Origin of the sequence: Legionella spiritensis, from assembly GCF_900186965.1 — a bacterium.
In the GTDB taxonomy this organism is placed as follows: domain Bacteria; phylum Pseudomonadota; class Gammaproteobacteria; order Legionellales; family Legionellaceae; genus Legionella_C; species Legionella_C spiritensis.
In genome coordinates this window covers 3030083-3057050 of sequence record NZ_LT906457.1, presented here as the reverse complement: position 1 = coordinate 3057050, position 26968 = coordinate 3030083, and the positions used below count along the sequence as shown (strand labels likewise).

The following is a 26968-nucleotide window of genomic DNA, read 5'->3' as shown; positions in this document are numbered from 1 at the left end:
CTGTTATGACCGGAGGGGATCCCGGATTCCGCGCACAAAATTTTTTACGGAATCCGGGGATGATACTGCATGGAAAAGTTCTTGCCCAGAGCAAATGAAGCCTGAGGTGAGAAATAATGCCGGCTAACGCGCGCGTGGTTGACAGTGTGGGCAGAAGGAGGATGTTCTCCCGGCAATGGTCTCTGCGGCAATAAGGTTTCCGCATGAAAAACAAGGTTGATTTTTTCGGCCGTAGACTTGCAGTTCGAGGGCAAAATAGCCAGGTTTGCCGTCGGATGCGTAAAAATCCTTTAATGTGGTTCCTCCTGCCTGAATCGCGCGCTGCAGGGTTTCCTTGATGTAGTGCGTCAGTATCCCCGCTTGTCTCTCATCTAATGCTCCGGCGCTTGTAAGCGGGTGGATGCCTGCCAGAAACAGACATTCCGACGCATAGATATTCCCCACACCAACAACAATGCGATTATCCATAATAAAGGATTTGATGCTTTGTTTTCTCCCCCGCGCCCTGGCATACAGATAAGCCGGATTGAAATCATCGGTTAGTGGTTCAGGTCCTAATGCGGCAAGTAAGGGGTGTCTGGACGGTTCGGTGTCCGTGGCAAGCCACAATCCGAAGCGGCGCGGATCGTTATACCGCAAAGTCAGATTGTTTTGCAGGCATAAATCGATATGGTCGTGTTTCCCCGGAGTCATGGAGCCTGTATTGAATAGCCGAAAATGTCCCGTCATGCCTAAATGAATCAACAGGTAACCTTTCGTAAGATGGAGGATGATATATTTTGCTCGCCGGGTGACGTCTTTGATGGTTTGCCCGCAACCGTTCTCGTGCAATGATTTCGGGACAGGTCGGCGTAAACGGGGTTCCCTGACAATAATCTCGCTGATGGTCTGATGGAGAATATGTGGACGAATTCCCTGTGCGGTTGTTTCTACTTCTGGCAATTCCGGCATCAGTCGTTGTCTTCGTGCTCAATGACTCGTCCCTGGGTATTTTTTTTACTTTTAGAAGGAAAGACATATTCTTTCACAATTGAAACCGCCCAGAGTATTCCACCAATTATAATGCCCCATATCAATACGTAGGAAAACATGATAAACAGCCCTACCAGTAAGGCTACGGCGATACCAAGCAATAGGAAGGGAATTAAATTTTCAAACATCTTTTTTAAGTTATCATTCATGAGGAAACCCTGCTAATGTTTCAATAGGATCGGCTATTCGCCCCGTTCACGTTACAATTTGCGTTAAATTATCGCAATTTTCGCTTCAAAAGCCCATGCTCTTATCTCAAAGTATCGGCCACCATTCGTTTCAAATCAATACAGCCTGCCTGATTTGTGTTATTATTAATTAAATAGGTATAAGTATTATCACCAATCAATGTATTATAATTTGATTTTTTGATTAATTTTTATTTGTTTTATCATAAGGACTTTCAGTTTAATCATGGGTTGGGTAAACTGGCAATACATAATTTTCGGAGATCAACCAAATGCTTTATGGAGTCTTGAATCTCTCATTCTGGGGCTACGTACTGGCCACACTTGTTTTGACACAGATAACCATTGCCGCCGTTACTATTTATCTGCATCGTAATCAGACGCATCGGGCTTTGACCCTGCATCCTGTGATCAGTCATTTTTTTCGTTTCTGGCTGTGGTTGACAACAGGCATGGTGACGGCGCAATGGGTCGCTATTCATCGTAAACACCATGCAACCACGGATGTGGAAGGTGATCCTCATAGTCCCAAGGTTCTTGGCCTGAAAAAAGTATTCTGGCAAGGCGCCGAATTATACAAAGCGGCGGCCGGGGATCGGGAGATGATTGAAAAATACTCGCACGGAACGCCCACCGACTGGATTGAGCGCAATCTTTACAGCCGATTCAGTGCCAGAGGTATTTTGCTCATGTTCCTGGCGGATCTGGTTCTGTTTGGCATTCCCGGCATAACCATTTGGGCGATACAAATGATGTGGATACCGGTTCATGCCGCAGGCGTTGTTAACGGCATAGGCCATCATTGGGGATATCGTAATTTTGAATGTCCCGATGCGGCAACCAATATCATTCCCTGGGGATTCTGGATCGGCGGAGAAGAATTGCATAACAACCACCACACGTTTGCCTCCTCGGCAAAATTCTCGGTTAAATGGTGGGAGTTCGATTTGGGGTGGTTTTACATCCGCTGCCTTTCTTTTCTGGGGCTGGCCAAGGTAAAAAAACTGCCGCCCAGACTGGCTATGGAAGAAGGCAAGCTGCATGTGGATCTGGATACGGTAAGAGCGGTGGTGAGCAATCGTTTTCAGGTGATGTCCTATTATTACAAACGAGTGGTGAGACCCATCCTCAAAATTGAAAAACAAACAGCGATTGAGACCAGTGCCGACAAAAAATTATTCCAGCGTGCCGGGCGTTTATTGCGGCTTCAGGAGAACCTGTTGTCGCCGCGCGCCAAAAGCAGGCTGCACGCCTTGCTGGCCAGTCGGGAGAAATTAAGGGTGGTCTATCATTATCGCCAGTCCTTGCAAAACATCTGGCTAAAAACGGCAACCTCGCAGAAAGAACTGGTTGAAGCCCTGCAGAATTGGTGCAAGCAGGCGGAAGAATCCGGCCTTGATGTGTTGAAGCAATTTGCGCAACAAGTGAAAGGGTTTGTTCCGAAGCCGGTGAAAGTTTAATGCAACAAAGGCCTGTTGATCATTCGTTTTTTAGAGCGAAAACGTGATGATCGACAGCCTTATGTTCTTTTTATAGCGGTTTGTGTTAAACGAAGGGGTTGCACCAACGCCGCCGTAATATTATTGATGCCGCGCTTCATATGTGTCCCGCCCAAATTATTATTCACATTTTCCTTCCCGTGATGCCATGTTAACCGCAATATGGCCGCAGGCCTTCTTACAAGCTACGGTTCTTTTGCAAAAGTTACGTGATTCGCTCAATTTTTGCAGGTTGGATGAGATAAGTGCACAGAACCTAAAAAAATTCAGAAATAGCTGATATACTGTTGTTCCAATGCCCAAGATTTTTGGTGTATTCAGATAAAATCCCGAAATGAGTTCCCTCATTTCAGGCTTTTATAACAATCTGTACAAAATAGATGTGTTATGGGATTGTCCCGGCCGTAAGTTAATTATTCGTTTGTATTAAAACTCCGGAGTAATTAATGATTGTAGAGATTTTATCGCGCACACAATTTGGATTTAGCATAGGCTTTCATATCCTTTTTCCCACCTTGAATCTCGGGTTGGCTGTTTTTTTGGTTATAATGGAGGCTGTCTGGTTAAAAACAAACAACCCTCTTTATCTGAAAATCTGTAAGTTATGGACTAAAATATTTGCTCTTACCTTCGGAATGGGTGTCGTTTCCGGCATAGTCATGGCTTATCAGATAGGCACCAACTTCGGACCCTTTATCCGCGTATTCGGAAATATACTCGGCGCCTTGTTTGCTTATGAAACCTTAAGCGCGTTTTTTCTGGAAGCCGGCTTTCTGGGAGTGATGTTGTTCGGATGGAACCGGGTGTCTCCGATCATTCATTTTCTCGCCACCCTGTTTGTCGCCGTCGGAACAACCATTTCCGCATTCTGGATCCTGTCCGCTAATTCGTGGATGCAAACGCCAGACGGCTATGAAATAGTCAACGGCAATTATCTGGTACAGAGCTGGTGGCATGTCGTATTCAATCCTTCATTTATTCCAAGAGTGCTGCATATGCTTCTGGCTTCTTATGTGACGACCAGTTTTGTCATTGCCGCCGTGTCTTGCTATTACCTGTTGAGGAATAAATTCGTCAACGTCGCCAGAACATGCCTGTCGTTCGCCATGTGGTCGGCGTTGATTTTAGTTCCTGTCCAGATTTTTGTAGGGGATACGGTTGGACTGGAAGTCCATAAATATCAACCGCTTAAAACAGCCGCGATGGAAGGTGTATGGGAGACTCAAAAAGGAGCGCCGCTTTTGCTTTTTGCCTGGCCATCCCAACAACAACAGCGTAATGAATATGCGGTTGCGATCCCCAAACTGGCCAGTTTAATCAATACCCACAGTCTGGATGGCGAATTAGTCGGTTTAAAATCGGTTGCACCTTCCGATCAGCCCCCTGTCGCCCCGGTATTTTTCTCATTCAGAATTATGGTTGGTATTGGGATGCTGATGTTGGCAACGGCGCTGACAGGGTTGTATTTACGGGCAAGAAAGACGTTGTATCGCGCAAAATGGTTTCATCAGTGGTGTCTGTTGATGGCGCCTCTCGGTTTTGTTGCCAGTATTGCCGGCTGGATAACTGCGGAAATGGGGCGTCAGCCATGGGTTGTCTATGGCTTGATGAGAACAAGCCATGCCGTTTCAGCCATAGGCATGGAGGAAGTGATTATTTCCATGACCTTGCTGGTTCTCGCTTACGGGGTGGTCTTCAGTTTTTATCTTTATTATCTGATGAAACTGATTCGTCAGGGGCCGCAGGTGCTTCACCGTGATGACACGGAGCATCACGCATTTCAGTATATGACGGACAACAAAAGGGAGAATCACTAATGCTTCCTTTCATTTTTGCCTGTATTTTAGCTTTTATTGTCATTATGTATGTCATTCTGGATGGTTTTGATCTTGGTATCGGTATCCTGTTTCCATTTTCCCAAAGCGAACGGGAACGGGATGATATGATGAATTCGATAGCGCCGGTATGGGATGGCAATGAAACCTGGCTTGTTTTTGGCGGGGCCATGCTCTACGGCGCGTTCCCCATGGTTTATGGTTTATTGTTGCCCATTTTATACATGCCGCTGATGCTTATGTTGATTGCCTTGATTTTCAGGGGAGTCAGCTTTGAGTTTCGCTTCAAGGCCGAAAAATCAAAGCCTGTCTGGAATTGGTCTTTCTCCATCAGTTCCATCGCTGCCGCTTTTTTTCAGGGGGTTGTGTTAGGTAGTTTTGTGCAGGGATTTCCCATTAACGAAGCGGCGTTAACTATTAATGATACCGATTGGCTGACCCCTTTCAGCCTTTTGACCGGAATTGCCCTGGTTTGTGGCTATGGATTGCTGGGAGCGACCTGGCTTATCATCAAGAGTGAGGGAAAGTTGCAGCGTCGAATGATTGGTTATGCAAAAGGCTTGCTGGTTATAGTGAGTTTTTTTCTGGTTTTTGTCAGCATATGGACACCGTTGCACAATGAGGAGATTTTTAATCGCTGGTACAGTTTCCCTAATATTTTATTATTAAGCCCGTTGCCCGCGGTCACAGCCTTGATGATTTATCTGGCCTGGAAAAATCTGTCGCAGGGGCATGAAGTCAAACCGTTTATTTTTAGTATTGTCATTTTTCTGTGTGCGTACGCCGGGATTGCGATCAGTGTGTATCCTTATCTGATTCCACACCAGGTCACGCTATGGGAAGCCGCCGCTCCGGATTCCACCCTGCTTTTTATTCTGGTTGGTGTGGTGATTCTGTTGCCGGTATTATTTACCTATACGCTGTATGCCTATCATGTGTTTCGGGGCAAAACGGGCGAAGGGTACCATTGAGTTCAGGGATTGTCTCAATGATGGAAGCCAAAGCCGTTGTTCGTTGACTTTCATAGTGTTTTGTTTTGAAGTAGGAGGTGTCGGCGATTTGTTTTTTGAAGCGATATTGAGCGATTTGCAGATAAAAATACGAATGGACACCCCCTGGTTATAACCAGTCACAACATGAAAAGGGAGTTGTTATGGATAAGAGGACAGCTGTGGTAACCGGTGGTACGGGAGGAATTGGTACGGCAATTTGTCAACGTCTTGCCAAAGATTATCAGGTGGTTGCCTGTTATTTCAAACATGGACGTCATGAAGAAGCGGCGCGATGGCAGGCAAGCCAGCGTGAAGCGGGTTATGATATAGATATTGTCTATGCCGATACGTCCATATTTGCGGATTGTGAGAAACTGGCTTCGCTGATCAGTGAGCGGTACGGGCATATTGATGTGCTGGTCAACAATGCCGGAATTACTGCTGATTCCAGCCTGAAAAAAATGACTTCGCAACAGTGGCAGGACGTGATTGATGCTAATTTAACCAGTGTTTTTAATATGACCCGCAACGTATTGCCAGCGATGCTGGATAAGGGTTATGGACGTATTATTTCAATTTCATCTATCAATGGGCGTAAAGGGCAGTTCGGTCAGTGCAATTACGCGGCCAGTAAATCGGCACTTTTCGGATTTACCAAAAGTCTGGCGCAGGAAGTGGCCGTCAAGGGAATTACCGTCAACACCATTTCGCCCGGTTATATTGCCACCCCCATGCTAAGCAGTATGCGGGAAGAGGTATTGAATGGCATTATTGCCAATATTCCGGTTGGGCGGCTAGGACGGCCTGAGGAAATCGCGGACGCCGTGGCTTTTCTCGCTGATGATGAGTCCGGCTTTATTACCGGTGCGAATCTGGATATTAATGGCGGCCAATATATGTAAAAATATGGCTGTTACCAGGGTTGGTGTATTTTTCTGTTGCAGATTGCAAAAGGTGTTTGGATTTGTTCATTTTTCGTAATTGGGTTGCCAAATTGGCAACCCAATTACGATGGTTGGATGCTTCAATAGCAAATAAACCCGGACGTTTCATAGGCGAGATCGTTGTTTCGCCCAAAATGACAATAGTTTGTACGGAAACAGGGTATTACCTTACGCCGAATATATGGTGGGACTTCAAGACATTGTACAGGCCAACAATATGACCATACTGATTAAAAAATACAAGAATCGCCGTCTCTATGATACTGAAAAAAGTCAGTATATTACGGTCGAGGAGTTGCAACGATACGTTCTTGACGGCACTGCGTTTCGTGTGGAGGATTCCGTTAGCAATAATGATATAACCAACGCCACTTTATTACAGATTTTTGTAGAAATGGAAAGCGGGGCATCACAATTTCTATCATCCGAAATGTTACGCCAGTTAATCATTCTGGCTCACCATCCCATGAGCCAATCGTTTAAACAAATGCTGGAGCAGTTTTTTGTAACCATGGAAAAATCGCTTCAGGTTAATCCCTATTTAAATGAGTTCAAGCAAGCCAATGACGCATGGAGTCAACAGATGCAACAGATCGTCAAACAATGGCAAGGTTTGTTTAAACCATAAAAAAAATATGCTGCATTGCAAAAAAAACAGGATTTATACTTGACAATTCATGCTATAACGTACTATTCTATTATTGTGCATTGCAACAAATTCGGGAGAACGATATGAGCCAGCATTATAATCAAAACTATTTTGAAAACTGGAGTGACATGGCTAAAAAATTACAAGAGCCTATCCAGGAGCTTACAGAACTTAATGTTAAAACCATACAAGGGCTGACTTACCTCAAACCTGAGGAATTGACTAAACTTAAAAAACCGGAAGAACTGTTCGAAAAACAAATCAATCTGGCTGTTGAGAATGGTCACAAGGCTTTGGATTATATGCAAAAATCCTTGCAAATTATTGAAAAAGCCTTACTTTCCTTTGCTCAGGAAGTCAAAACAAAAGCGAGTTCTGCGACGGATAAGAAATAATTTATTTCTATTCCAATACTCAAAAAAGCCGCTTTAAGCGGCTTTTTTTATCGGTAGGAGAAAGGTATTGAAAATGTCAGTACAAAATCAGTAACACGAAATATCAGCAGATCCTGATCTTATCTCCCCAGAACCAAAACACCGATAAAAATAAAGGTTCCTCCTATAATCACTGAGGAATTAACATGGTTTTCGCGAAATAATAGCCAGGTGAAGAAAATGGTAAATAACGGATAAATTAATTCAACGATACCGGCAGCGGTCGCGTTTTTGGCTCGAATAGAGAGCACTATAAAATAACTGGCCAGAGTTACCACAATGACTTCAGCCAGTATAATCCACCCTAGCGCAGGTTTGGTATACATGATATGAACATCGTCTTTTAATGACGTGAAACAGGCGAGAATGGTAAAGACGACAGCACCCAACGCCATTTCCATGGCTAAAAGCGTAAAAACCGAGATATCTTTCAGGATCCGCTCGGCCAGAGCGTAGTTAAAACCCCATAAAAGGGCTGCCAGCAAAGCGAATACAAGCCACATCTCTGTACCTTAATGGATGATTGTTCTGAATCAAGTGTCACGCCAGCGTCGCACAATGTCCAGATCAAAATCAAAAAGATCAAGGACTCTGCCTACACTGTGATTGACGATGTCGTCAATAGTCACCGGTTGATTGTAAAAAGCTGGCATGGGGGGCGCAATAATGCCCCCCATTTCCGTTACTTGCGCCATGTTGCGAATATGTCCCAGGTGCAAGGGTGATTCCCGGATCATCAGCACTAGTTTGCGTCGTTCTTTCAGTACCACATCAGCAGATCGGGTTAATAAATTGCCTGTGCATCCTGTTGCGATCTCTGCCAGTGTTTTCATGGAGCAAGGCGCAATAATCATCCCCATGGTTTTAAAAGAACCGCTGCATAATCTGGCGGCAATGTCGTGGACATTGTAATGATAGTCGGCTAATTCGGTAAGATCGGAGGCTGACAGATCGCTCTCGTAGGTTCGGGTCTGGTGAGCCGCCTTGGTGACAATCAGATGGGTTTCGACGTTTGTTTTTTTCAATAACTGCAAGAGCCGGATCCCATATACGATCCCGGAGGCTCCGCTGATCCCTACAATTATTGGTGGCTTTTTCATGCGTGTTACCTGTTGAAAGCGGACAGATTGTCGAGCCGCGTTGCCGCGACTGGACTCGGCCAATGCAATCATACCATGATTTGCAGGTTTTTTGCGAAATACGGGCATAATTGTTTAAAATTAAACCATATTGTTGCATTGATACTATAATGTACAAACCACATTATTATGGAAAAAATCATGAAGACTATGACGGTAATAGGTTTGATGAGCCTTGTTGTCCCCTGTTCATTGGCAGTGGAGCCGCTTTCGTTTCAATCAAAATACAATGATAAGCTATTGCCTTCTCCTTTCCCGGTTTATGTGATTGAAAATTCCGGCGTTATTAATCATCCGGCGCCTGGCGCTGAAAAAAAACTGTTGCCGACGGATAACAGTTACACCGGCTCGCCCGGATGTTATCTCGCTTGTTACTCACATAATCCTGGTATTTATAAAGTATCGGAATCAATCAGTGTTATGGGACAAATACGAGTGCCCGGAGAATATATCGCCCGCAACTGCCATCCGACGGGATATCAGTGGCGAGATATCAGTGGTATGAAAAAATTCAAGAATCTTTGCGCGGATAAAATACCCGCGTGTCGTCCTGATGCCTGTTGGGCCGGCGGTGATACCGGCGGCTGGTTTGGTATTCAGTAGGACAATTCTTTAGAGACGGACGTTTCTTGCCGAGAGTTTTCCTCGCCTGATTTCAGTACGTAACTGCCGGGAGCATTCATGATGCCTTGTAAGGGCAGGTGGGCAATATCAGGAGCATTAATCAATCGTCCGGATTCCTTTTTCAGCCATTTCAGCCATTCCGGCCACCAGGAACCGGCAAGATGTATGGCGTGATGAAACCACTCTTCCGCTGTTCCAGCCGTGTTGGGATTACGATAATAACCGTATTTTTCACTCGTGGGCGGATTTACAATACCGGCAATATGTCCTGAGCCCCCCAACAGGAATTGTTTTTTACCTTTCATGAGTTGAAACCCCTTGTAGGTGGTTTTCCATGGGGCGATATGATCTTTAATGGTCGATAAAAAGAACGTCGGGATATCGATTTGAGTGACGTCCAACGGTACTTTGTTAAGCAAGATTTTATTGGGTTGAATGAGATAATTATGCAAATACATCCAGCGCAGGTAGGAGGAGTGCATTTTGGCCGGCATATTGGTGGCGTCGGCATTCCAGAAAAGGATATCGTAGGGAACCGGGTTTTTTCCTTGCAGGTAATTTTTAATAAAGAAAGACCAGATCAAATCGTTGGCCCGAAGAGAGTTAAAGGTATTGGCCATAAAACGGCCTTCCAGATAGCCTTTCTGGTTCATTTTTTCTTCCAGATGAGCAATCTGATGCTCGTCTATAAAAACCGAAATATCACCCGGATCGCTGAAATCAATCATGGAAGCCAGAAACGTCGCGCTGTTCACCGGGGTTTCCCCTAGCGCTTTATAATACGCCAACAGGCAGCTGAGTAATGTTCCTCCTATACAAAAGCCAAGGGCGTTGACTTTTTTGACCTGGAGTTGTTTTTGAATGATTTCTATAGCGGTCATAGGACCGTCCTTAAGATAATCATAAAGACCTTTGTTCGCATAACTGGCGTCGGGATTGACCCATGAAATCATGAAAACGGTGATGCCCTGCTCCACCAGCCAGCGGACAAAAGAATTCTTTGGGCTTAAGTCCAGGATGTAATATTTGTTTATCCATGGCGGGATAATCAGCAGGGGAACCGCTTTGACCTTCCCGGTTTGGGGCGTGTATTGAATGAGCTCCATCATGTCGTTGCGAAAGATAACCTTACCGGGTGTTATAGCGAGGTTTTGACCGATTTTAAATGCGTCGGTGTCGGTCATTTTGATAATCAGCCGCGATGTCCCGGCTTCCATATCCGTCAACAGATTTTCCAGTCCTTTCAATAAATTCGAACCATGGCTTTGTATGGTTTCGGCCATCAATTGGGGGTTGGTATGCAGGAAATTGGCGGGGGACAGGGCATCGAGGTATTGTCTGGCAAAAAACTGTATGCGGCGAGCGAGCTTTTTATCACCGTAATCGATATGTTCCAGTAATGAATTCATATGCTCACTTGCCAGCAAATAATGTTGCCCAAGCAGATTGAAAAACGGATTATTAACCCATTCCTCGCCACTGAAACGTTTATCGCTAATTGGTTTGGATTTGCCCTCCAGCCACAGGCCAAGTTGTTCCTGCGCCAGCCCCATGGCGTCTTTCCAGTAAGCAACCTGCATTTTCCATACTTCATCCGGATTTTTAAGAATAATAATAACCATGGTCAGAAAATCATTGGTCAAATCAGTGAATTGCTTGACCAGATCATGTAATTGAGCGGGTTGATGCTCGAAATCACGCAGCAATTTCAGACTTTTTTCTGCTACGGCTTGCATGGTAGTACTAAGTTCTATGTCCCGGGTCATCCTAACTCCAAGGTTGCGGTATCTGGTATCCCATCTAAAAATTTCCAGGTCGGGTTGTCTCTAGGCTCGGTGCACTTATCATTTATCGGCTGCAAAAAATGAAATGAACACGCGCCCTGGCTTTTGTGAACAAAATTTATTATCTCGTCAAAACAAGGCACCTATTGTTCTACAACATATAGGTTTTTGTAGCCGTCATGAAGGCTTCGCTGTAATGCGGGATAACATTCACTTAGGCGCCCACCTGTTTTCCTGGCACAATATTGAACCATGAAACCCGCAACACGGCCGCAGGCCTCTTTATGCGCTACGGCTCTTTTGTCGAGAAATTTTTGTTCACGGAACCTGATATGTTCTATTCTCACGTATTTTAGGTTAGATTATCAAGTGGCATATCATTTGACAGTGGCAGGAAACCCGAAAATGACCAAGGACTCACGAAGATGGAGCTCGTATGTGAAACCGATTGTTCTGGTTATTACAATAGCCGTTCTATTTGCTTTTTGGGAGCATTATTTGTTCCGTCATTTTTTAGGTACCTTTGATCATAAAGGGACGGCCATGCAAAAATCGGCAAACGGCTATCTATTCTTTTACCGGGCCTGGCCTTTATGGAGCTTTCCCTTGTTTCTTGGCGTGGTGATCACCGCCTTGTGGAAGGGGAGAGCGGTTTCGCGTTCCAGACAGCGCCTTAAGCTACTGGAAAAGGAGCGTGTCCGGCAACAGGCTGCGTTACACGATCTGGAGGCGGCGTTACGCACCTGCCAGAGAGAAGCGGTGTTAGCGGATTATAGTGCCGATGATGACGCACCGGAGAAAGTGCGCGAGCTTGTCCAATCCTATGATGAGTTGAAAGAGAATTACCTGGCCAGCCTGAATTTAATTGAAAAACTGTTGCTGAAAATAAAAGAGTAGTTTTGTCCTGGCGGCGGTGTGTCGTGATAAATGATACTCATCCTGCGATATTTGAAATGAACAAGGAGTATTTATGCCGGAATCAATTCCGTCTTTATCGTCACAAACCGGCCACGGTAATTCGTCCGAAATGTCGGATTATCCTGCAAGCCACGGGAGTTCGTCTGAAGAGTCGTCTGTGTCCTCAAGCAGAGGGCGTGTTGTGGAAGAGTCTCCTGTTTTGCATGCCATCAGGCAAAAAGGGCAAAAAAACACGTATCAAGTGGCGCGCAAGGACGGCAAGCTGGTTTTGACGAAGGGTAAGTGTGCCCGCGTCCAAAGAAAGTATACCCGCACCGAAAACGGTGAGGTTATCATCACCGAGCTACCAAGAGAAAAAGACGGTACCGCGCAATACCGGGCTAAATTTAGCGGAATTCCACTACTGGACAGTCTGCAGGGGGATATTGAGGACGATGATGATTCACGCAGGATTCCCTTGTTATTCGGAAACATGAATCAGACACGAGCGTTCATTCTGACGACGTTGAATGACGAAAATGCGGTAGTCGAGGTGCACATCGAGATTTCTTATCCTAAAACAGGCAAGGTGGATGTGATTCATTTCACTATGAATCCCGACAGCTCCGGGGATGAATCCCTGATGAATACGATTAGTTTTGCACGCCTGAAGGGGCCCGCAGGCAATTTGTTTTTTACCAATGAGGAAAGGGATGGCGACTCGCCGGAAATACCCTCGCCCTATGTGACTTGTGATGATCAGTCACCGCCGTCTATTGCTCGTCTGGCCGGTGATTACAAGGGTAAGGCAACCATATATCCGGTGACTTCCGGTAAAATCCGATCGCTTTGTGGTTTTTTTGATCGTATACCCTGGCAATCCAACATGAACTACGGGTTTAATAACGACGCCCGTTATCCCGACTCGCACGCCAAATTACACACGCATTTTACAATGAGGCTTTGCAAGCGATTGAATATGAAATCTCTGGATTTTACCAGCCTTCTGGTGGCTCAAAAAGAAGGTCACCCGGATGAAAGATTGGGACAGGTCTTTGCGATCGAACAAAAAAAAGAATTTGGTCTGGATGATATCATTCAGCTTTACGTCGGCAATCTGGAATTTAATATTCATATCAAAGAAGACGTGAAAGATATCGAGTTATTTCTCAGTGAACACGGCCCGGAAATATCATCGGATCCGGCGCAATCCCTGAGTGACGGTGAGAGGAGTTCCGAATCCGAAGGTTCTTCCGATACAGCAGACAGGCGCACTTCCAGTCGGATGGAAACGGTGTATCTGGGATTTGTCAGACCAAGTCTTGGGGGCAAAAAACTCTTGCCTGAGAGCAAGAGCAAATTACGTGTGGTCGGACTCAACTCGCTTGACCGCACGTCTTCGGCTGGATTTGATGTGCGTTTCTGGGAAACGGAAAAAGCCGATCAAATCCTGATAAAAGGACTTAATGATATTAGTACAGAATTGGAGGCACACGGTTTGGAGCTGAATGATTCTGTGAAGATATAAAATAACAGCGCCGGATAGTCACGCCCTGTCATCGCCACTTCTCAGGATTCGTCTTTCAAGGCTATAATGAAACCCACGTCTACAGGTTTTTGTTCCAATGCATCTGAAACAGTTAAAACTGGCTGGCTTTAAGTCGTTTGTCGATCCTACGGTCATACCTTTCCCGAGCCAGCTTGTAGCGGTGGTCGGGCCAAACGGTTGCGGCAAATCCAATATTATCGATGCGGTGCGGTGGGTCATGGGGGAGAGTTCCGCGAAAAATTTACGCGGCGAGTCCATGACCGATGTTATTTTCAGTGGTTCATCGCATCGTAAAGGGGTTGGTCAGGCATCCGTTGAACTGCTCTTTGACAATAGTCTGGGGCGTCTGATAGGACAATACGCCGGTTATCAGGAAATCTCGGTAAAGCGTGTGGTGACCCGGGATGGCGACTCCGCCTATTTTCTCAACGGCACCCGTTGCCGCCGCCGGGATATTACTGATATTTTTCTGGGAACCGGGGCGGGGGCGCGAGGGTATTCCATCATCGGCCAGGGTACCATATCGCGTTTGATCGAGGCTCGGCCTGAGGAGTTAAGAGCCTATCTGGAAGAGGCGGCCGGGGTTTCCAAATACAAGGAAAGACGAAGAGAAACCGTACTGAGAATCAATCATACCCGCGATAACCTGACACGGGTGGCCGATATTCGCGAGGAACTTGACAAACAACTGCAACGTCTGGAACGGCAAGCCAAAGCCGCCGAGCGTTATCAAACGCTCAAAAATGAAGAGCGGACCACCAGGGCTGAAATTCTGGCGTTAAAATGGCAGAATTTATCGGAAAGGAAAACGAGTCTTGAGCATGCCATCCGGCAACATCAATTAACGTTTGAGACCCATCAGGCGAATGCCGCGCAACTTTATCAGCAAAGCACCACCCTTCGTGAGCAACGACACGAGTGTGACGATCGGGTACAAACCGTGCAGACGGAGTTTTATCAACTGGCCACCGAGATAGCTCGTCTTGAAGAAAGTGTGCAACAACAGCAACGGGAAAAGAAGCGGCTGGAAGCGGAAAAACAGCAGTTGCAGCAGGATTGGGGATCGCTCCTCGATCAGGTGACGCAGAATCAGGTGGTTTTGCAGGAGAGCGAGGCGGAACATGGCCGTCTGAAAACCGAGATCGCTTCATTGCGAACCGATCTGGCTGGCAAGGAAGCCTGGTTTGAACAGGAACAGCAACGGCATTTAGCCCGGCAGGCGGATATTGAGCGCGTACAGGCGGAACTGGCCAGGGCCGAAAGCGACACGCGCATGGCGGAGTTGAGCCGATCCCATTGCCTGCAACGACGTCAGGAAATTCAGACTCGTCTGCAGATCATTGATACCGAGCGGCGGCAACTGGATATTTTACCGTTGCAGGATGATTGGCAGCGTTACCAGACCCGAATTACAGAGTTACAAGTGATGGTGGAAAGCGATAATGGCGAGCATAAGGGACAAAATGCGCAAGGCGAGGTGCTGGCCGATGAGTTACAAGCCATTGAAAAGAGTATCCGACAGGAACAGGATAACGCTTATCAGCTCAATACACGCCAGGCAACCCTGGCCGCTATGTTGCACACGGCGACCGGACGCTCATCGGATCCGGCAATCGAACCTTCCGAACTTTGGCCGGATCATGCCCGGTTACTGGACATTTTAACCGTCGAGGAGGCATGGCAGACGGCTTGCGAAATGATTGTGGACGATGGGTTACAGGCCATCGTGGTGGAATCCATTTCTGATGTGCTGACCAGGCTCCCGATTGAATCAGTCCGAAGCCGTCTGTTTGTCACCCCCAAAACCGATAAGCCGTCCATGCCTGCCTCCAGATCATGTCTGGCTGACAAAATCAAAGGCCCACGGCCGAATTTCGCGTATCGCTTTGACAGGATCTACACGGCGGAAACCCTTGAGGAAGCTATCTTGTGGTTGCCGGATATTGAGGAAGAGGAGTCCATCGTCACTCCGGAAGGGTACTGGTTCGGACGGAACTGGCTGCAAATCCCAAGGCCGCGGGAACCGGATGAAAAAGGATTGCTCGCGCGCCGACAGGAATTGATTGAGGTACAACAACAGATAGAACAATCCGAAAAACTGCTGGAGCAATGGAAGACGGCACGCGACAACAAACATGTGCAAATAAGCGAGCATGAAAGGAATATTGTCTGTCTGCGGCAACGTCTCTCGGAGAATCGGGAGGCGTTGCATGCGGCCATCGCAGAAAAAAATGCCTGTGAACGTATGCTGGAGCAGACCCGGCAGAACATTCTTCGTCTGGACGAGGAATACGACACGTTGCTGGAAACTCTGGAAACAATAACACAAGAGCAGGTCAAGGCGGATGATTTGTGGCTGTCCGCCCGTCAATCCTGTGAGCATTTTGAAGAGCTTTTACAGCAATTGACACCGGATAATATCGCGTCCCAGGAAACACTCAGGCAAGGTAGGCGGGCTGTGGAGGACGTGCGAACCCAACTTCATCAGACTGAATTAAAGGCGGAAAGAGAATGGGTAAAGGTCGGCCAGTTGCGCAATGATATTGAACGGGAGCAGGAACGGTTACGAATTTTGCAGGAACGGCTGGAGTCGGTTTTGAGCCATCTGCATGGTTCGGATAACCCTGACAATCAACAACAGGCTGTGTTATCGGAAAAAATAAGACAGCATCATGAACTGGAAAACAGGCTGATCGAAGCCCGTGAGCAATTGCAATCGCTGACCAGGACTCTGGATGAATTGTCAGAACATATAAAAACGGAAGAAAAACGAGCCAAAGACATTCAGGAGATTAGCTTGCAAGCTCAAATGGACGAGCAAGCCTTGAGTGTCCGCGCCACAGGTTTGCTGGAGTCACTCGCCGAACAGGGTTTCACCCTGAGCGAGGCGCTGCGTAATATCCCTGCTGACGCCACAGTCGAATCTCGCGAACAATGTCTGATTGATCTGGTCAATAAAATAAACCGTTTGGGGGCAATTAATCTGGCAGCTATAGAGGAATTTGAGACGGAATCGCAGCGGAAAAAACATCTGGATGAGCAATACCAGGATTTACAGGACGCCCTGGCAACTCTCGATGCCGCTATTGAGAAGATGGACAAGGAGACCCGTCAACGTTTTCAAACCACCTTTGACGAAGTGAATGCCGCGTTTCAAGCTCTTTTTCCACGCCTTTTTGGCGGGGGGCATGCCATGCTGGAGCTAACTTGTGATAACCTATTGGAAGCCGGAGTGCAGGTTATGGCTCAGCCGCCTGGAAAACGCAACAGCACTATCCATCTGCTTTCCGGCGGCGAAAAGGCGATGACGGCAGTGGCGCTGGTTTTTGCTATTTTTCAGCTTAATCCTTCGCCATTTTGTATGCTGGATGAAGTGGATGCGCCACTGGATGACGTTAATATCGGACGGTTTTGTACGTTGGTCAAGGAAATGTCACAATTTGTACAATTCCTGTTTATCACGCATAATAAGGTGACCATGGAGTTGGCGGATCATTTAATCGGGGTAACGATGCGTGAACCCGGCGTTTCGCGTGTGGTTGCGGTGGATGTTGAGCAAGCCTTGTCAATGAGCGGGTCTTGAGCCGGCAACGGTGCCGAACGGGACATCTTAAAATGTAGGAGTAAAGCATGCAGGCAAACTGGAGTCTTATTCTCAATGTGTTATTACTCATTGGTGTAGTGGTAGCCATTGGGCGCTTGATGAAGGTGAGAAGGCAAAGTTTAAACCATACCCCATATCAGCCTTCTCTGGGAAAAATGGAAGAGTCCAGGCATTTTGATGATATTATTGCTGTGCGGAAAGTTAGTCTCGCTCCTGTTGAGTCCGATGGCGAAGCCAATAAGATGCCTGACATTGTTGTCAGGGCAAAATCGGCCGGGACTTCTTCTGTTTGCCCGGAGACTTCGCAAGACAAGTCGAAGCAGGAGAATGACGCACCGGGGGAGACAGGCAATGAACCGGTAAAATCCGTGATGATGTTTCTTCTGGCGAAAGAAAACCGTCAGTTGGCAGGGTATGAGTTATTGCAAACGGTACTTGCTGCCGGCCTTCGTTTTGGAGAGGGCCATTTGTTTCATCGTCACCAGCAGGCTAATGGGCAGGGGCCGGTATTGTGCAGTCTCGCCGCAGCCACTTCTACCGGCGTATTTGATTTACAGAATATCGGTGCGTTCAGCGTTCGTGGTTTGTGCCTGTTTATGGAGGCATCCGGCAATCCGACTATAGACGCGGAGCGTTTTGGCATCATGTATGATACCGCCAGACAATTGAGTGACGGTTTGAATACCTATTTGCTGGATGATCGGCGCCGCCCTCTTACGGAAGAAGGTCTTGCCCGATACCATCAATTACTCAATATCAGTGCCGAAAGTGAGTTATCAGCCCTGGCTTGAGCGTTTTCCTGATTATCTCCAGTTGACGCTGCGGGTGAAACCGGCCAGTCGCGTCAATGCCTTGTTTATTGACAATGCCAATCGTCTGCAACTGACCCTGAAGGCCAAACCCCAGGATGGCAAAGCGAATAAAATGCTGATTGTTTATCTGGCTAAATTATTACGATTGACTCAAAAGCAAGTGATCATTACTGCCGGTTTGCAGGCTCGGGACAAAAAAGTACGTTTACTGGTTCCAGGAGTCATGCAGGAAGCGCTTGTGAACGCGTTATATGAATGTATTCTGATCCAATCGCCATGAACTTGCCTGTGTCAGTCCGCCCCCCTCTGGTGAGTTTGTTGAATAACTATTACACTAGGTATTTTAATCTCTCATGTGATGATCATGAACCTGAATACCATTGCCGATCTGTTGGGATATTCCTCCTCTGTGACGACGGAAGTGACCGGAATATGTATCGATAGCCGTGAAGTAAAGCCCGGCTGTTTGTTTATTGCCATCCGGGGTGAACGTTACGACGGCCATCATTTTATTAAGGACGTGGCCGCCCGGGGCGCTGCGGCTGTGGTGTGCGAGCAGGCTGATCCGGAGACGGATATTCCGCAATGGTTAGTCCCTTCCACCCTTGATGCCCTGGCGAACATAGCGGCCTGCCATCGGAAAAGTATGACTTGTCCTGTGATCGCTCTGACAGGGAGTAACGGCAAGACAACGGTGAAAGACATGATCGCCGCCGTTTTACCCGGGCCATCCCATGCGACACCGGGTAACTGGAACAATCATATCGGGGCGCCTTTAAGCGTGCTGGCATTGAATAACCGGCATCGTTACGCCGTGTTTGAGCTGGGTGCCAACCATCCGGGTGAAATTGCTCATACGGTACGAGTCGTGCAGCCTCAGGTCGCACTGATTAATAATATTGCTCCTGCCCACATTGAAGGATTTGGCTCCATTGAGGGCGTGGCTCAGGCCAAGGGTGAAATTTATCAGGGGTTGCCGGCAGGCGGTACGGCTGTGATCAATGACGACGATGATTTCGCCCATTTCTGGGATCCTTTGCTGGATGATAAAAAAGTGCTGCGTTTTTCCTTGCACAAGCCGGTGGATGTTTATGCCCGGGCGATCCATTTTAATGATCAGGGTTGCGCTTCGTTCACTCTGATTTTACCGGAAGCGGCGCTGCCTGTTGTTCTGCAGATCCCCGGGGAGCATACGATTCGTAACGCGTTGGCAGCAGCGGCCTGTTGCTATGCCGCCGGTATTGAGGCGGCGGATATCGCTAAAGGATTACAGCAATTTCGTGGTGTTGCCGGGAGAATGACTTTTCTGACCGGTAAAAATCAGTCCCTGGTCATTGATGATACATATAATGCCAATTTGCGTTCCGTGCTGACGGCGGTTGATGTACTGGCAAAGCGTCAGGGCCGGCGCATTCTGGTTCTTGGCGATATGGGGGAGCTTGGTGATTGGACGCAACAACACCATGAGGAAATCGGGCGTGCCGCCCGGAATAAAGGTATTGATTTATTAATGACCTGTGGCAAAAACAGTGAATTTACCAGCAAAGCCTTCGGAGTAGCTGCCAGACATTATCCTAGTCAGGAAGCCTTAACTCAGGATTTGTTACCTCATCTTGCGAAAGACACCACCGTTTTGGTGAAAGGATCACGTTCCGCCGCGATGGAAAAAATTGTTCATCAGCTTGTGGGTTGATGAGCGAATTCCGAGGTTGGGCTGTCCAGGATAACCGAACCTGCATCAACACGAAATGTCGACAGCTGGCGTAGCCCGCAAGGAGGACTGCGGCCGTATTGCGGTGTTCATGTGCCAATTAGCCGCATTTGCATCCGGGAAAATTTTGGTTCACAGAGCCTGAAGTTGTGCTATGCTTTTTTGCTTTTTGCAAGACCTGAAAAAAGGTTACAATTTACCAAGAGAGGAACATACAATATGCTTTACTGGTTAACGCAGCTATTACAGGGACAGTATCATGCGTTCAGGGTTTTCCAATATCTTACATTTCGATCCATTCTGGCGTCATTGACCGCTTTACTGGTCGGTTTGCTTTGCGGCCCCATGATGATTAAATGGCTGAGAAATCTGCAAATCGGCCAGATGGTGCGTGATGATGGTCCGCAAAGTCATTTGTCCAAGGCCGGTACTCCGACTATGGGTGGTGTGCTGATATTGGTCGCGATAACAGCCAGTTGCCTGTTATGGGGTGATTTGCGGCAACCTGCCTTGTGGCTGGCATTGCTGGTTACCCTGGGGTTCGGGGCAATAGGCTGGATCGATGATTATCGCAAAGTGGTGCGTAAAAACAGCAAGGGACTGTCCGCCCGCTGGAAATATCTGTGGCAATCGGTGGTGGCCGTTGCCGCCATTATGATCTTGTATCTTAACACCAGTTTTCCGGTACAGACGCAATTAACGATCCCTTTTTTTAAAAACTGGCTGGTTGATCTTGGCCCTTTATTTCCTCTACTCGCCTACTTTGTCATGGTTGGAAGCAGTAACGCCGTGAATTTGACGGATGGCCTGGATGGCCTGGCCATCATGCCCATTGTCATGGTGGCCGGAGCGCTTGGGGTTTTTGCCTATGCCGGCAGTAATTCGGTTTACGCACATTATCTGGCTATTCCCTATGTTCCCAATACCGGGGAGTTGACTATATTCTGTTCCTCCATCGTCGGAGCAGGCTTGGGTTTTCTCTGGTATAACACCTATCCGGCCCAGGTGTTTATGGGGGATGTCGGCTCACTGGCATTGGGAGCCGCTCTGGGTATCGTGGCCATTGTAGTCCGGCAGGAACTGGTGTTGTTAATTATGGGTGGATTGTTTGTCATCGAGACGTTGTCGGTCATTTTACAAGTAGGTTATTTTAAGTACACGGGGGGCAAGCGTCTGTTTCGGATGGCGCCATTACACCACCATTTTGAATTGAAGGGGTGGTCGGAACCGAAAGTTATCGTGCGGTTCTGGATCATAACCGTTATTTTTGTACTGTGTGGCCTGGCCACCTTGAAATTACGTTAGGCGACATCATGGATCCATCCTTTTATCTGGTGGCGGGTCTGGGTAAAACCGGACAGTCCATTGCCCGTTATTTAAAACGGCGAAATCAGCCTTTTATGGTATTTGATACCCGAAAAACAGTAGACGGTCTGGAGGAATTTCAAGCTCAATACCCCGGCATTGACGTTTTTCTGGAACATTTGCCGGATACGATTTACCCGCAGCTTAAGGCGGTGATTACCAGTCCTGGTGTGGCCATTGAAGAGCCCTTTCTGCAACAGGCTATTCAATGCAGTATTCCTGTCTACGGTGATATTGAATGCCTCGCTCGTGAGCTGCATGCGCCGGTTATCGCCATTACCGGCACCAATGGCAAGTCGACGGTGACTACGCTGGTCAGCGAGATGGCGAAAGCGGCCGGCCAAAACGTCGCCATGGCCGGAAATATCGGCACCCCGGTGCTTGATTTGCTCGATGACGCCGCCAATTACGATTTATGGGTATTGGAATTATCCAGCTTTCAATTGGATTTAACGCATTCCCTAATGCCGATTGCGGCCACCCTGCTTAATATTTCTCCGGATCATCTGGACCGGCATCATTCCATGGCGGCTTATATCGAGGCCAAACAACGCGTTTATCATAATTCGGGTTTGCTTGTTTATAACCGTGATGATGAGAAAACATTTCCGACAACGACACTTGTGGAAAATCAATCCCTCACCAGTTACGGATTGGGCAAACCCCTGTCCGGCGAATGGGGGATTGTGGAACGAAACGGGGTGATCTATCTGGCCTGTGGCGAACGGTGTATACTACCTGTAGACAAGATGCTTATCAAAGGCAGGCATAATTGGCAAAACGCGCTGGCCGCCTGTGCGCTGGCCGCCGCTGCGGGTATTACACAGGAGTGTATGGCTGCGGTTCTGGAGTCGTTTTCCGGTCTGCCGCATCGTTGTCAATGGGTTAGAACCTTGGACGGTGTCACCTGGATTAATGACTCCAAGGGAACGAACATTGGTGCAACGCAGTCAGCTATTTCCGGAATAGGAGGTTCCATGCAAGGAAAAATAGTATTGATTGCCGGTGGGCTTGGAAAAGGAGCTGATTTTACGGAATTGCGGCAATCCGTACAGGATTATGTCCGCTCTGTGGTTTTGTTTGGTACCGATGCCGATAAAATTGAACAGGCGTTGTCGGACTTGCTGCCTGTGTCACGCGTGTCTTCTTTTGAGCAAGCCATTTCCCTGGCGAAATCCCAGGCGAAAGCCGGTGATGTCGTGTTGTTATCTCCTGCCTGTGCCAGTCTTGATATGTTTCGTGATTTCAATCATAGAGGCGAATTGTTTGCCAATCTGGTGAACAAATTGTGAGTACGATGCAGCCTCGTCATTTTACCCTGCGCGGGAAACCTACCCATAAACCGCTTGCCCTTTATGACAAATGGTTGATGGGGGCAGTTCTGGGATTGTTGATCATTGGCTTGATGATGGTGGCTTCCAGCTCAGTAATGATTTCTACAAAATATTACCATCAACCTTTTCATTTTTTGGTCAGGCAGTGTGTGTTTTTGGCTGCAGGATTGGTTGTGGCTCTTATTGTCATGAGAATTGACAGTAGTTTTTGGGAAAAAATAAGCGTTCCTCTGCTCCTGGTTTGCCTGGTAATGCTGATGCTTGTATTGATACCCGGTATCGGGCGCACGGTGAATGGCAGTCGACGGTGGCTGGCTATGGGACCTATTGGTATTCAGGTTTCCGAATTGGCCAAATTAACCATGATTTTTTATGTGGCAGGCTATCTGGTACGTCAGCGGGCCAGCATCAGTCAGACTATTCTGGGATTTGTGAAACCCATGATTATTTTGGGCATTGTCTCCGTGTTGTTGTTGATGGAGCCTGATTTTGGCGCGACCGTTGTCATTGTCGGGACAGTTATGGCCATGCTTTTTCTGGCGGGAGTCAAACTGCGCTATTATCTTGGATTATTGCTGGTTGTGATGGGTTCCCTGGCCATTTTAGCCGTTTCCTCACCCTATCGACTGGCTCGTTTGACCACATTTCTGGATCCCTGGGCGGATCGGTTTAATGCCGGTTATCAGTTGACCCAATCCCTGATTGCTTTTGGACGCGGCGGATGGCTGGGGACGGGATTCGGTGATGGTGTTCAAAAATTGTTTTATTTGCCTGAGGCCCATACGGATTTTCTATTTGCTGTACTGGCAGAAGAATTAGGTTTGCTTGGAGTTCTGTTAGTATTAATTTTGTATAGTATACTGGTCTTTAGGGGCTTGATGATTGGTTATACCGCTTATTGTCAGGATCGGTTGTTTGCGGGATTTACCGCTTACGGACTTACCTTTTGGATAGGGTTGCAGGCGACGATTAATATGGGCGTGAATACCGGATTGCTGCCGACAAAAGGATTGACGTTGCCAATGTTAAGTTATGGTGGCGCCAGTATGGTGGTTAATTGTGTGGTTATTGCAATATTATTGCGTATTGATCATGAAAATCGTTGGCAATCTTTAGGATTAAGAGCGCCGACCTTATAATAAGGGGAATTTTGTGGACAGCTTGGGACACTATCTTTCACCAAGGATGGGACGGGTTGAGCATATTCATTTTGTCGGGATAGGCGGTGCCGGTATGTGCGGTATTGCCGAGGTTCTGCATAATGACGGCTACCGTATTACAGGTTCTGATGTCTGTGAAAACCGCGCCATTTTGCGATTGCAGTCGTTGGGCATACCGGTTTACATTGGTCACCGGGTTGAGAATATTGTCGGAGCGGATGTCGTGGTCCGTTCAACGGCGGTTTATGCCGATAATCCGGAAATTACAGCAGCGAAAGAACAAGCGATTCCTGTCATTCCACGGGCGGCCATGCTGGCCGAGTTAATGCGATTTCGCCATGGTATCGCCATTGCCGGAACTCATGGTAAAACAACGACGACCAGCCTGGTGAGCAGTTTGCTCGCTGAGGGCGGACTGGATCCCAGTTTCGTGATCGGCGGTAAGTTAAATAGCTGCGGCAGTAACGCGCAACTGGGACATTCGCCGTATTTTGTGGCCGAAGCGGATGAAAGCGACGCCTCCTTCCTGTTTTTAAAACCAATGATGGCTGTCGTCACTAATATTGATGCCGATCATATGAGTACTTATGATGGTAATTTCGATAAATTACGTAATACCTTTATCGAGTTTCTGCATCATTTACCCTTTTACGGGCTTGCCGTGCTTTGTGTGGAGGATGAGGAAGTCCGGCGTATTTTACCGGCCATCCAACGTCCGATCATGACCTACGGATTTCGCGAGGATGCTCATTATCGCGCCATAAACTGGACACAAAACGGTTTGCTCAGCGAATTTACCGTACACAGACCAAGAGGGCTTAAGCCATTAAACATTCAGTTTCAGTGGCCTGGACGTCATAATGTGCTCAACGCGCTGGCGGCCATTGCCATAGCGTCGGAATTGAATGTGGATGATGAGGCTATTACCCGGGGACTGGCCAAATTTCAAGGCGTGGGGCGACGGTTTCAATTGCTGGGGGAGCGCCATTTTGAACAGGGTAACGCGATCGTTGTTGATGATTACGGTCACCATCCCCAGGAAATCCTGTCGACGATCGACGCTTTTCGCCGGGTTTGGCCTGACAAGCGCCTGGTTCATGTTTTTCAGCCTCACCGCTTCAGCCGAACCAAGGAGTTGTTTAGTCGTTTTGTAGAGGTTTTGAGTCTGGCCGATGAGTTATTGCTAATGGATATCTATCCGGCAGGCGAACAGGCTATTCCCGGTGTCAGCAGCGAATCGTTATTACAGCAAATTCATGCCACACGTCCCAATGCCAGACTGGTCAATGACCAGAATCTTGCCGAGTCTCTCGAGAAACTGGTGATGGAAGGGGATGTTATTTTGATGCAGGGTGCGGGAAGCATTGGTCAAATGGCACAAAACCTGATGCAAATCGTGCAGGTGCCTCATGAAATTAATTGACGCGTTCCCCGCGGAAGGATTGTCCTTGCAAGGTCAGTTGCTCATCAATGAGACCCTGGCGGATTATACGACATGGCGGGTTGGCGGCGTGGCTAAACAGTTATACAAACCGGCCGGTATTGATGATTTGGCCCTGTTCCTAAAACAATTGCCTGACAATGAACCGTTGCATTGGCTGGGACTGGGTAGCAATTCCCTGATTCGGGATAAGGGATATGCCGGTACGGTTATACTTACCCAGGGTTGCTTAAAGGACGTTCGTCTCATTGCAGATGATCTTGTTCGGGTAGAGGCAGGTGTTTCCTGTGCCAGCATGGCGCGTTTCTCTGCCCGTAACCATTTGAGTGGCGGTGAGTTCTGGGCGGGAATTCCCGGGACAATGGGTGGCGCGTTGCGAATGAACGCGGGCTGTTTTGACGGTGAGACCTGGCAATCGGTGGTTGAGGTTGAAACCATGACCCGCAATGGCGAGCGCCGCATACGTAAACCCCATGAATTTACCATTGCCTATCGCCATGTCACGGGACTTGAGGATGAATGGTTTATTGCGGCAACTTGCCGTTTATCGCCCGGTGACAAGGACAAATCGTTGCAACTTATCAAAGAGTTGCTCGCCCATCGCGCCGAGACGCAACCGACCAGCGAGTATAATTGCGGCTCGGTGTTTCGTAATCCGCCCGGAAATTACGCGGCTCGCCTGATTGAATCGTGCGGCTTGAAAGGCAAGCAAATAGGCGGTGCCCTGGTTTCAACAAAACATGCCAATTTTATTATTAATCAGCATGGCCGCGCGTCGGCGAATGACATCGAATCATTGATAGAGCTGGTGAGAGCGACGGTTTATCAGCAAACGGCCATCGAACTTATCCGCGAAGTGCATATTATTGGAGAACAATAATGTCTAAACGACTAAATCTCGCATTGCTTTATGGCGGAAAATCCGGCGAACATGAAATTTCCCTGCTGTCCGCCGCTTCCGTACTGGCCCATCTTGATCCCGCCAAATATCAGATTTTTCCTGTCGGTATGGATAAGGAAGGCCGATGCTATTTGAATGATTATCATGACATGCTGACTTATAAGGACAGTTTGCCTGTGAGAACGCCCGAATCAAAGCCTTTGGAGAGCCTGCTTGTTGATGGACGTTTCGCCGTTGACGCCGAAATAGTGTTTCCGATGGTGCACGGCCCGCTCTATGAAGACGGTTGTTTGCAGGGATTGCTGGAGTTGGCCGGTGTGGCTTATGTGGGTTGCGATGTGTTGTCGTCGTCTATCGGGATGGATAAGGATATGGCAAGGCGTCTGGCTTGTGGAGACGGTATACAGGCAGCGCGATATCGTGCCTTGTCCTGGCATAGCACAGCCGGTGAGCGGCAGCAGTTCTGCCAGGAGATTGTTTCCATGTTTGGCTGGCCTTTGTTCGTCAAACCCTGCTCCCTGGGCTCCAGTGTAGGTATTCATAAAGTGAATACCGTGGCGGAGTTGACCGCTGCCGTTGAGGACGCGCTTCGTTATGATGAGACGATTCTGGTTGAGGAGTTCCTTGAAGGACGTGAAATCGAATTGTCCGTGCTGGAAAGCGTAACGCTTGCCGCCGAACCAAGGGTCAGTCTGGCCGGTGAAATTTGTGTTCGTCATGCTGACGGGTTTTACTCCTACACAGCGAAATACCTGGAAAGCACCCAGACCGAATTGCATGTCCCGGCCAAGCTGGATGAACAACTCATGAAACAATTGCAGGATACAGCCGGTGAGATATTTAAACGTCTGAAATGCAAGGGTATGGCTCGTATTGATTTTTTTGTCAACGACCAGACCGGGGCTATTTACTTTAACGAAATTAATACCTTGCCGGGATTTACCTCCATCAGTATGTATCCCAAATTGTGGCAGGTCAGTGGTCTTGCCTACCCCGATTTGCTTGATCAACTGATCCGGCTGGCGATTAAACATCAACGCTGCCGGGAACAACTGGTTACGAATTACCAGTAAC

Annotated in this window: 24 protein-coding genes; 19 read left to right on the top strand and 5 right to left on the bottom strand. The window is 47.7% G+C overall.

Features of this window, described 5'->3' with window-relative positions; all coding sequences use genetic code 11:
- Positions 1–123: 123 nt before the first annotated feature.
- Both mutM and CKW05_RS13955 read right to left on the bottom strand, forming a co-directional pair.
- The gene (gene mutM, locus CKW05_RS13960; protein WP_058482771.1) at positions 124–951 is read right to left on the bottom strand and encodes a bifunctional DNA-formamidopyrimidine glycosylase/DNA-(apurinic or apyrimidinic site) lyase; all 828 of its coding nucleotides are present in this window, start codon (positions 949–951) and stop codon (positions 124–126) included.
- Positions 951–1181 (bottom strand): hypothetical protein, encoded by a 231-nt coding sequence (locus CKW05_RS13955; RefSeq protein WP_058482770.1) that lies wholly within the window; start codon positions 1179–1181, stop codon positions 951–953. Before CKW05_RS13955 ends, mutM begins: the two co-directional genes overlap by 1 nt.
- A 311-nt stretch (positions 1182–1492) precedes the next feature.
- Between CKW05_RS13955 and CKW05_RS13950 the strand changes: the two genes are divergently transcribed.
- The 6 genes from CKW05_RS13950 (at position 1493) to CKW05_RS13925 (ending at position 7534) form a co-directional block, all read left to right on the top strand.
- Positions 1493–2680, top strand: a complete 1188-nt coding sequence (locus CKW05_RS13950; RefSeq protein WP_058482769.1) for a DesA family fatty acid desaturase — start codon at positions 1493–1495, stop codon at positions 2678–2680.
- Between the two features lie 485 nt (positions 2681–3165).
- A complete protein-coding gene (locus tag CKW05_RS13945) occupies positions 3166–4536 on the top strand; it encodes a cytochrome ubiquinol oxidase subunit I (protein WP_058482768.1) in 1371 nt (456 codons plus the stop codon).
- Positions 4536–5525: a cytochrome d ubiquinol oxidase subunit II gene (gene cydB, locus CKW05_RS13940; RefSeq protein ID WP_058482767.1), complete on the top strand. Its 990-nt coding sequence runs from the start codon at positions 4536–4538 to the stop codon at positions 5523–5525. Before CKW05_RS13945 ends, cydB begins: the two co-directional genes overlap by 1 nt.
- 182 nt (positions 5526–5707) lie before the next feature.
- Positions 5708–6448 (top strand): acetoacetyl-CoA reductase, encoded by a 741-nt coding sequence (phbB, locus tag CKW05_RS13935; protein ID WP_058482766.1) that lies wholly within the window; start codon positions 5708–5710, stop codon positions 6446–6448.
- A gap of 259 nt (positions 6449–6707) precedes the next feature.
- Positions 6708–7118 carry a polyhydroxyalkanoate synthesis regulator DNA-binding domain-containing protein gene (locus tag CKW05_RS13930; protein WP_058482996.1) on the top strand — a complete coding sequence of 137 codons (411 nt, stop codon included), beginning with the start codon at positions 6708–6710 and terminating at the stop codon, positions 7116–7118.
- A gap of 149 nt (positions 7119–7267) precedes the next feature.
- Positions 7268–7534 (top strand): phasin family protein, encoded by a 267-nt coding sequence (locus tag CKW05_RS13925; protein ID WP_231950621.1) that lies wholly within the window; start codon positions 7268–7270, stop codon positions 7532–7534.
- Between the two features lie 119 nt (positions 7535–7653).
- On the opposite strand, the gene CKW05_RS13920 is transcribed toward CKW05_RS13925, so the two are convergent.
- Both CKW05_RS13920 and CKW05_RS13915 read right to left on the bottom strand, forming a co-directional pair.
- Positions 7654–8076, bottom strand: a complete 423-nt coding sequence (locus CKW05_RS13920; protein WP_058482764.1) for an EamA family transporter — start codon at positions 8074–8076, stop codon at positions 7654–7656.
- Between the two features lie 30 nt (positions 8077–8106).
- Positions 8107–8673, bottom strand: a complete 567-nt coding sequence (locus CKW05_RS13915) for a UbiX family flavin prenyltransferase (RefSeq protein ID WP_058482995.1) — start codon at positions 8671–8673, stop codon at positions 8107–8109.
- Positions 8674–8880: 207 nt separating this feature from the next.
- Here CKW05_RS13915 and CKW05_RS13910 point away from each other — a divergent pair, with 207 nt between their 5' ends.
- Positions 8881–9315, top strand: a complete 435-nt coding sequence (locus CKW05_RS13910; protein ID WP_408607013.1) for a hypothetical protein — start codon at positions 8881–8883, stop codon at positions 9313–9315.
- Here the strand turns inward: CKW05_RS13910 and CKW05_RS13905 are convergent.
- The gene (locus CKW05_RS13905) at positions 9309–11102 is read right to left on the bottom strand and encodes a PHA/PHB synthase family protein (RefSeq protein ID WP_058482762.1); all 1794 of its coding nucleotides are present in this window, start codon (positions 11100–11102) and stop codon (positions 9309–9311) included. The two genes, CKW05_RS13910 and CKW05_RS13905, sit on opposite strands and share 7 nt — an antisense overlap.
- 456 nt (positions 11103–11558) lie before the next feature.
- On the opposite strand from CKW05_RS13905, the gene CKW05_RS13900 reads away from it, so the two are divergent.
- The 12 genes from CKW05_RS13900 (at position 11559) to CKW05_RS13845 (ending at position 26967) form a co-directional block, all read left to right on the top strand.
- On the top strand, positions 11559–12017 hold the full coding sequence (locus CKW05_RS13900; RefSeq protein ID WP_126339076.1) for a hypothetical protein: 459 nt from the start codon (positions 11559–11561) through the stop codon (positions 12015–12017).
- Between the two features lie 73 nt (positions 12018–12090).
- On the top strand, positions 12091–13545 hold the full coding sequence (locus CKW05_RS13895; protein ID WP_058482760.1) for a hypothetical protein: 1455 nt from the start codon (positions 12091–12093) through the stop codon (positions 13543–13545).
- Positions 13546–13642: 97 nt separating this feature from the next.
- The gene (gene smc, locus CKW05_RS13890; protein ID WP_058482759.1) at positions 13643–17149 is read left to right on the top strand and encodes a chromosome segregation protein SMC; all 3507 of its coding nucleotides are present in this window, start codon (positions 13643–13645) and stop codon (positions 17147–17149) included.
- A 47-nt stretch (positions 17150–17196) separates the two neighbouring features.
- The gene (locus CKW05_RS13885; RefSeq protein WP_058482758.1) at positions 17197–17961 is read left to right on the top strand and encodes a cell division protein ZipA C-terminal FtsZ-binding domain-containing protein; all 765 of its coding nucleotides are present in this window, start codon (positions 17197–17199) and stop codon (positions 17959–17961) included.
- Positions 17939–18262, top strand: coding sequence for a DUF167 domain-containing protein (locus CKW05_RS13880; protein ID WP_197697347.1), 324 nt, complete (start codon positions 17939–17941; stop codon positions 18260–18262). The genes CKW05_RS13885 and CKW05_RS13880 overlap by 23 nt, the downstream gene beginning before the upstream one ends.
- An 84-nt stretch (positions 18263–18346) precedes the next feature.
- Positions 18347–19675, top strand: a complete 1329-nt coding sequence (locus CKW05_RS13875) for a UDP-N-acetylmuramoyl-tripeptide--D-alanyl-D-alanine ligase (protein ID WP_058482757.1) — start codon at positions 18347–18349, stop codon at positions 19673–19675.
- Between the two features lie 237 nt (positions 19676–19912).
- Positions 19913–20998 carry a phospho-N-acetylmuramoyl-pentapeptide-transferase gene (gene mraY, locus CKW05_RS13870; RefSeq protein ID WP_058482756.1) on the top strand — a complete coding sequence of 362 codons (1086 nt, stop codon included), beginning with the start codon at positions 19913–19915 and terminating at the stop codon, positions 20996–20998.
- An 8-nt stretch (positions 20999–21006) separates the two neighbouring features.
- Positions 21007–22350 (top strand): UDP-N-acetylmuramoyl-L-alanine--D-glutamate ligase, encoded by a 1344-nt coding sequence (murD, locus tag CKW05_RS13865; protein ID WP_058482755.1) that lies wholly within the window; start codon positions 21007–21009, stop codon positions 22348–22350.
- A gap of 5 nt (positions 22351–22355) precedes the next feature.
- Entirely contained in the window at positions 22356–23531 is a 1176-nt protein-coding gene (gene ftsW / locus CKW05_RS13860; RefSeq protein ID WP_058482754.1) for a putative lipid II flippase FtsW, read from the top strand.
- Positions 23532–23577: 46 nt separating this feature from the next.
- Positions 23578–24975, top strand: coding sequence for a UDP-N-acetylmuramate--L-alanine ligase (gene murC / locus CKW05_RS13855; RefSeq protein WP_408607012.1), 1398 nt, complete (start codon positions 23578–23580; stop codon positions 24973–24975).
- Positions 24962–25873: a UDP-N-acetylmuramate dehydrogenase gene (gene murB / locus CKW05_RS13850; protein WP_058482752.1), complete on the top strand. Its 912-nt coding sequence runs from the start codon at positions 24962–24964 to the stop codon at positions 25871–25873. The genes murC and murB overlap by 14 nt, the downstream gene beginning before the upstream one ends.
- On the top strand, positions 25873–26967 hold the full coding sequence (locus tag CKW05_RS13845; RefSeq protein ID WP_058482751.1) for a D-alanine--D-alanine ligase family protein: 1095 nt from the start codon (positions 25873–25875) through the stop codon (positions 26965–26967). The genes murB and CKW05_RS13845 overlap by 1 nt, the downstream gene beginning before the upstream one ends.
- Position 26968: the final 1 nt, after the last annotated feature.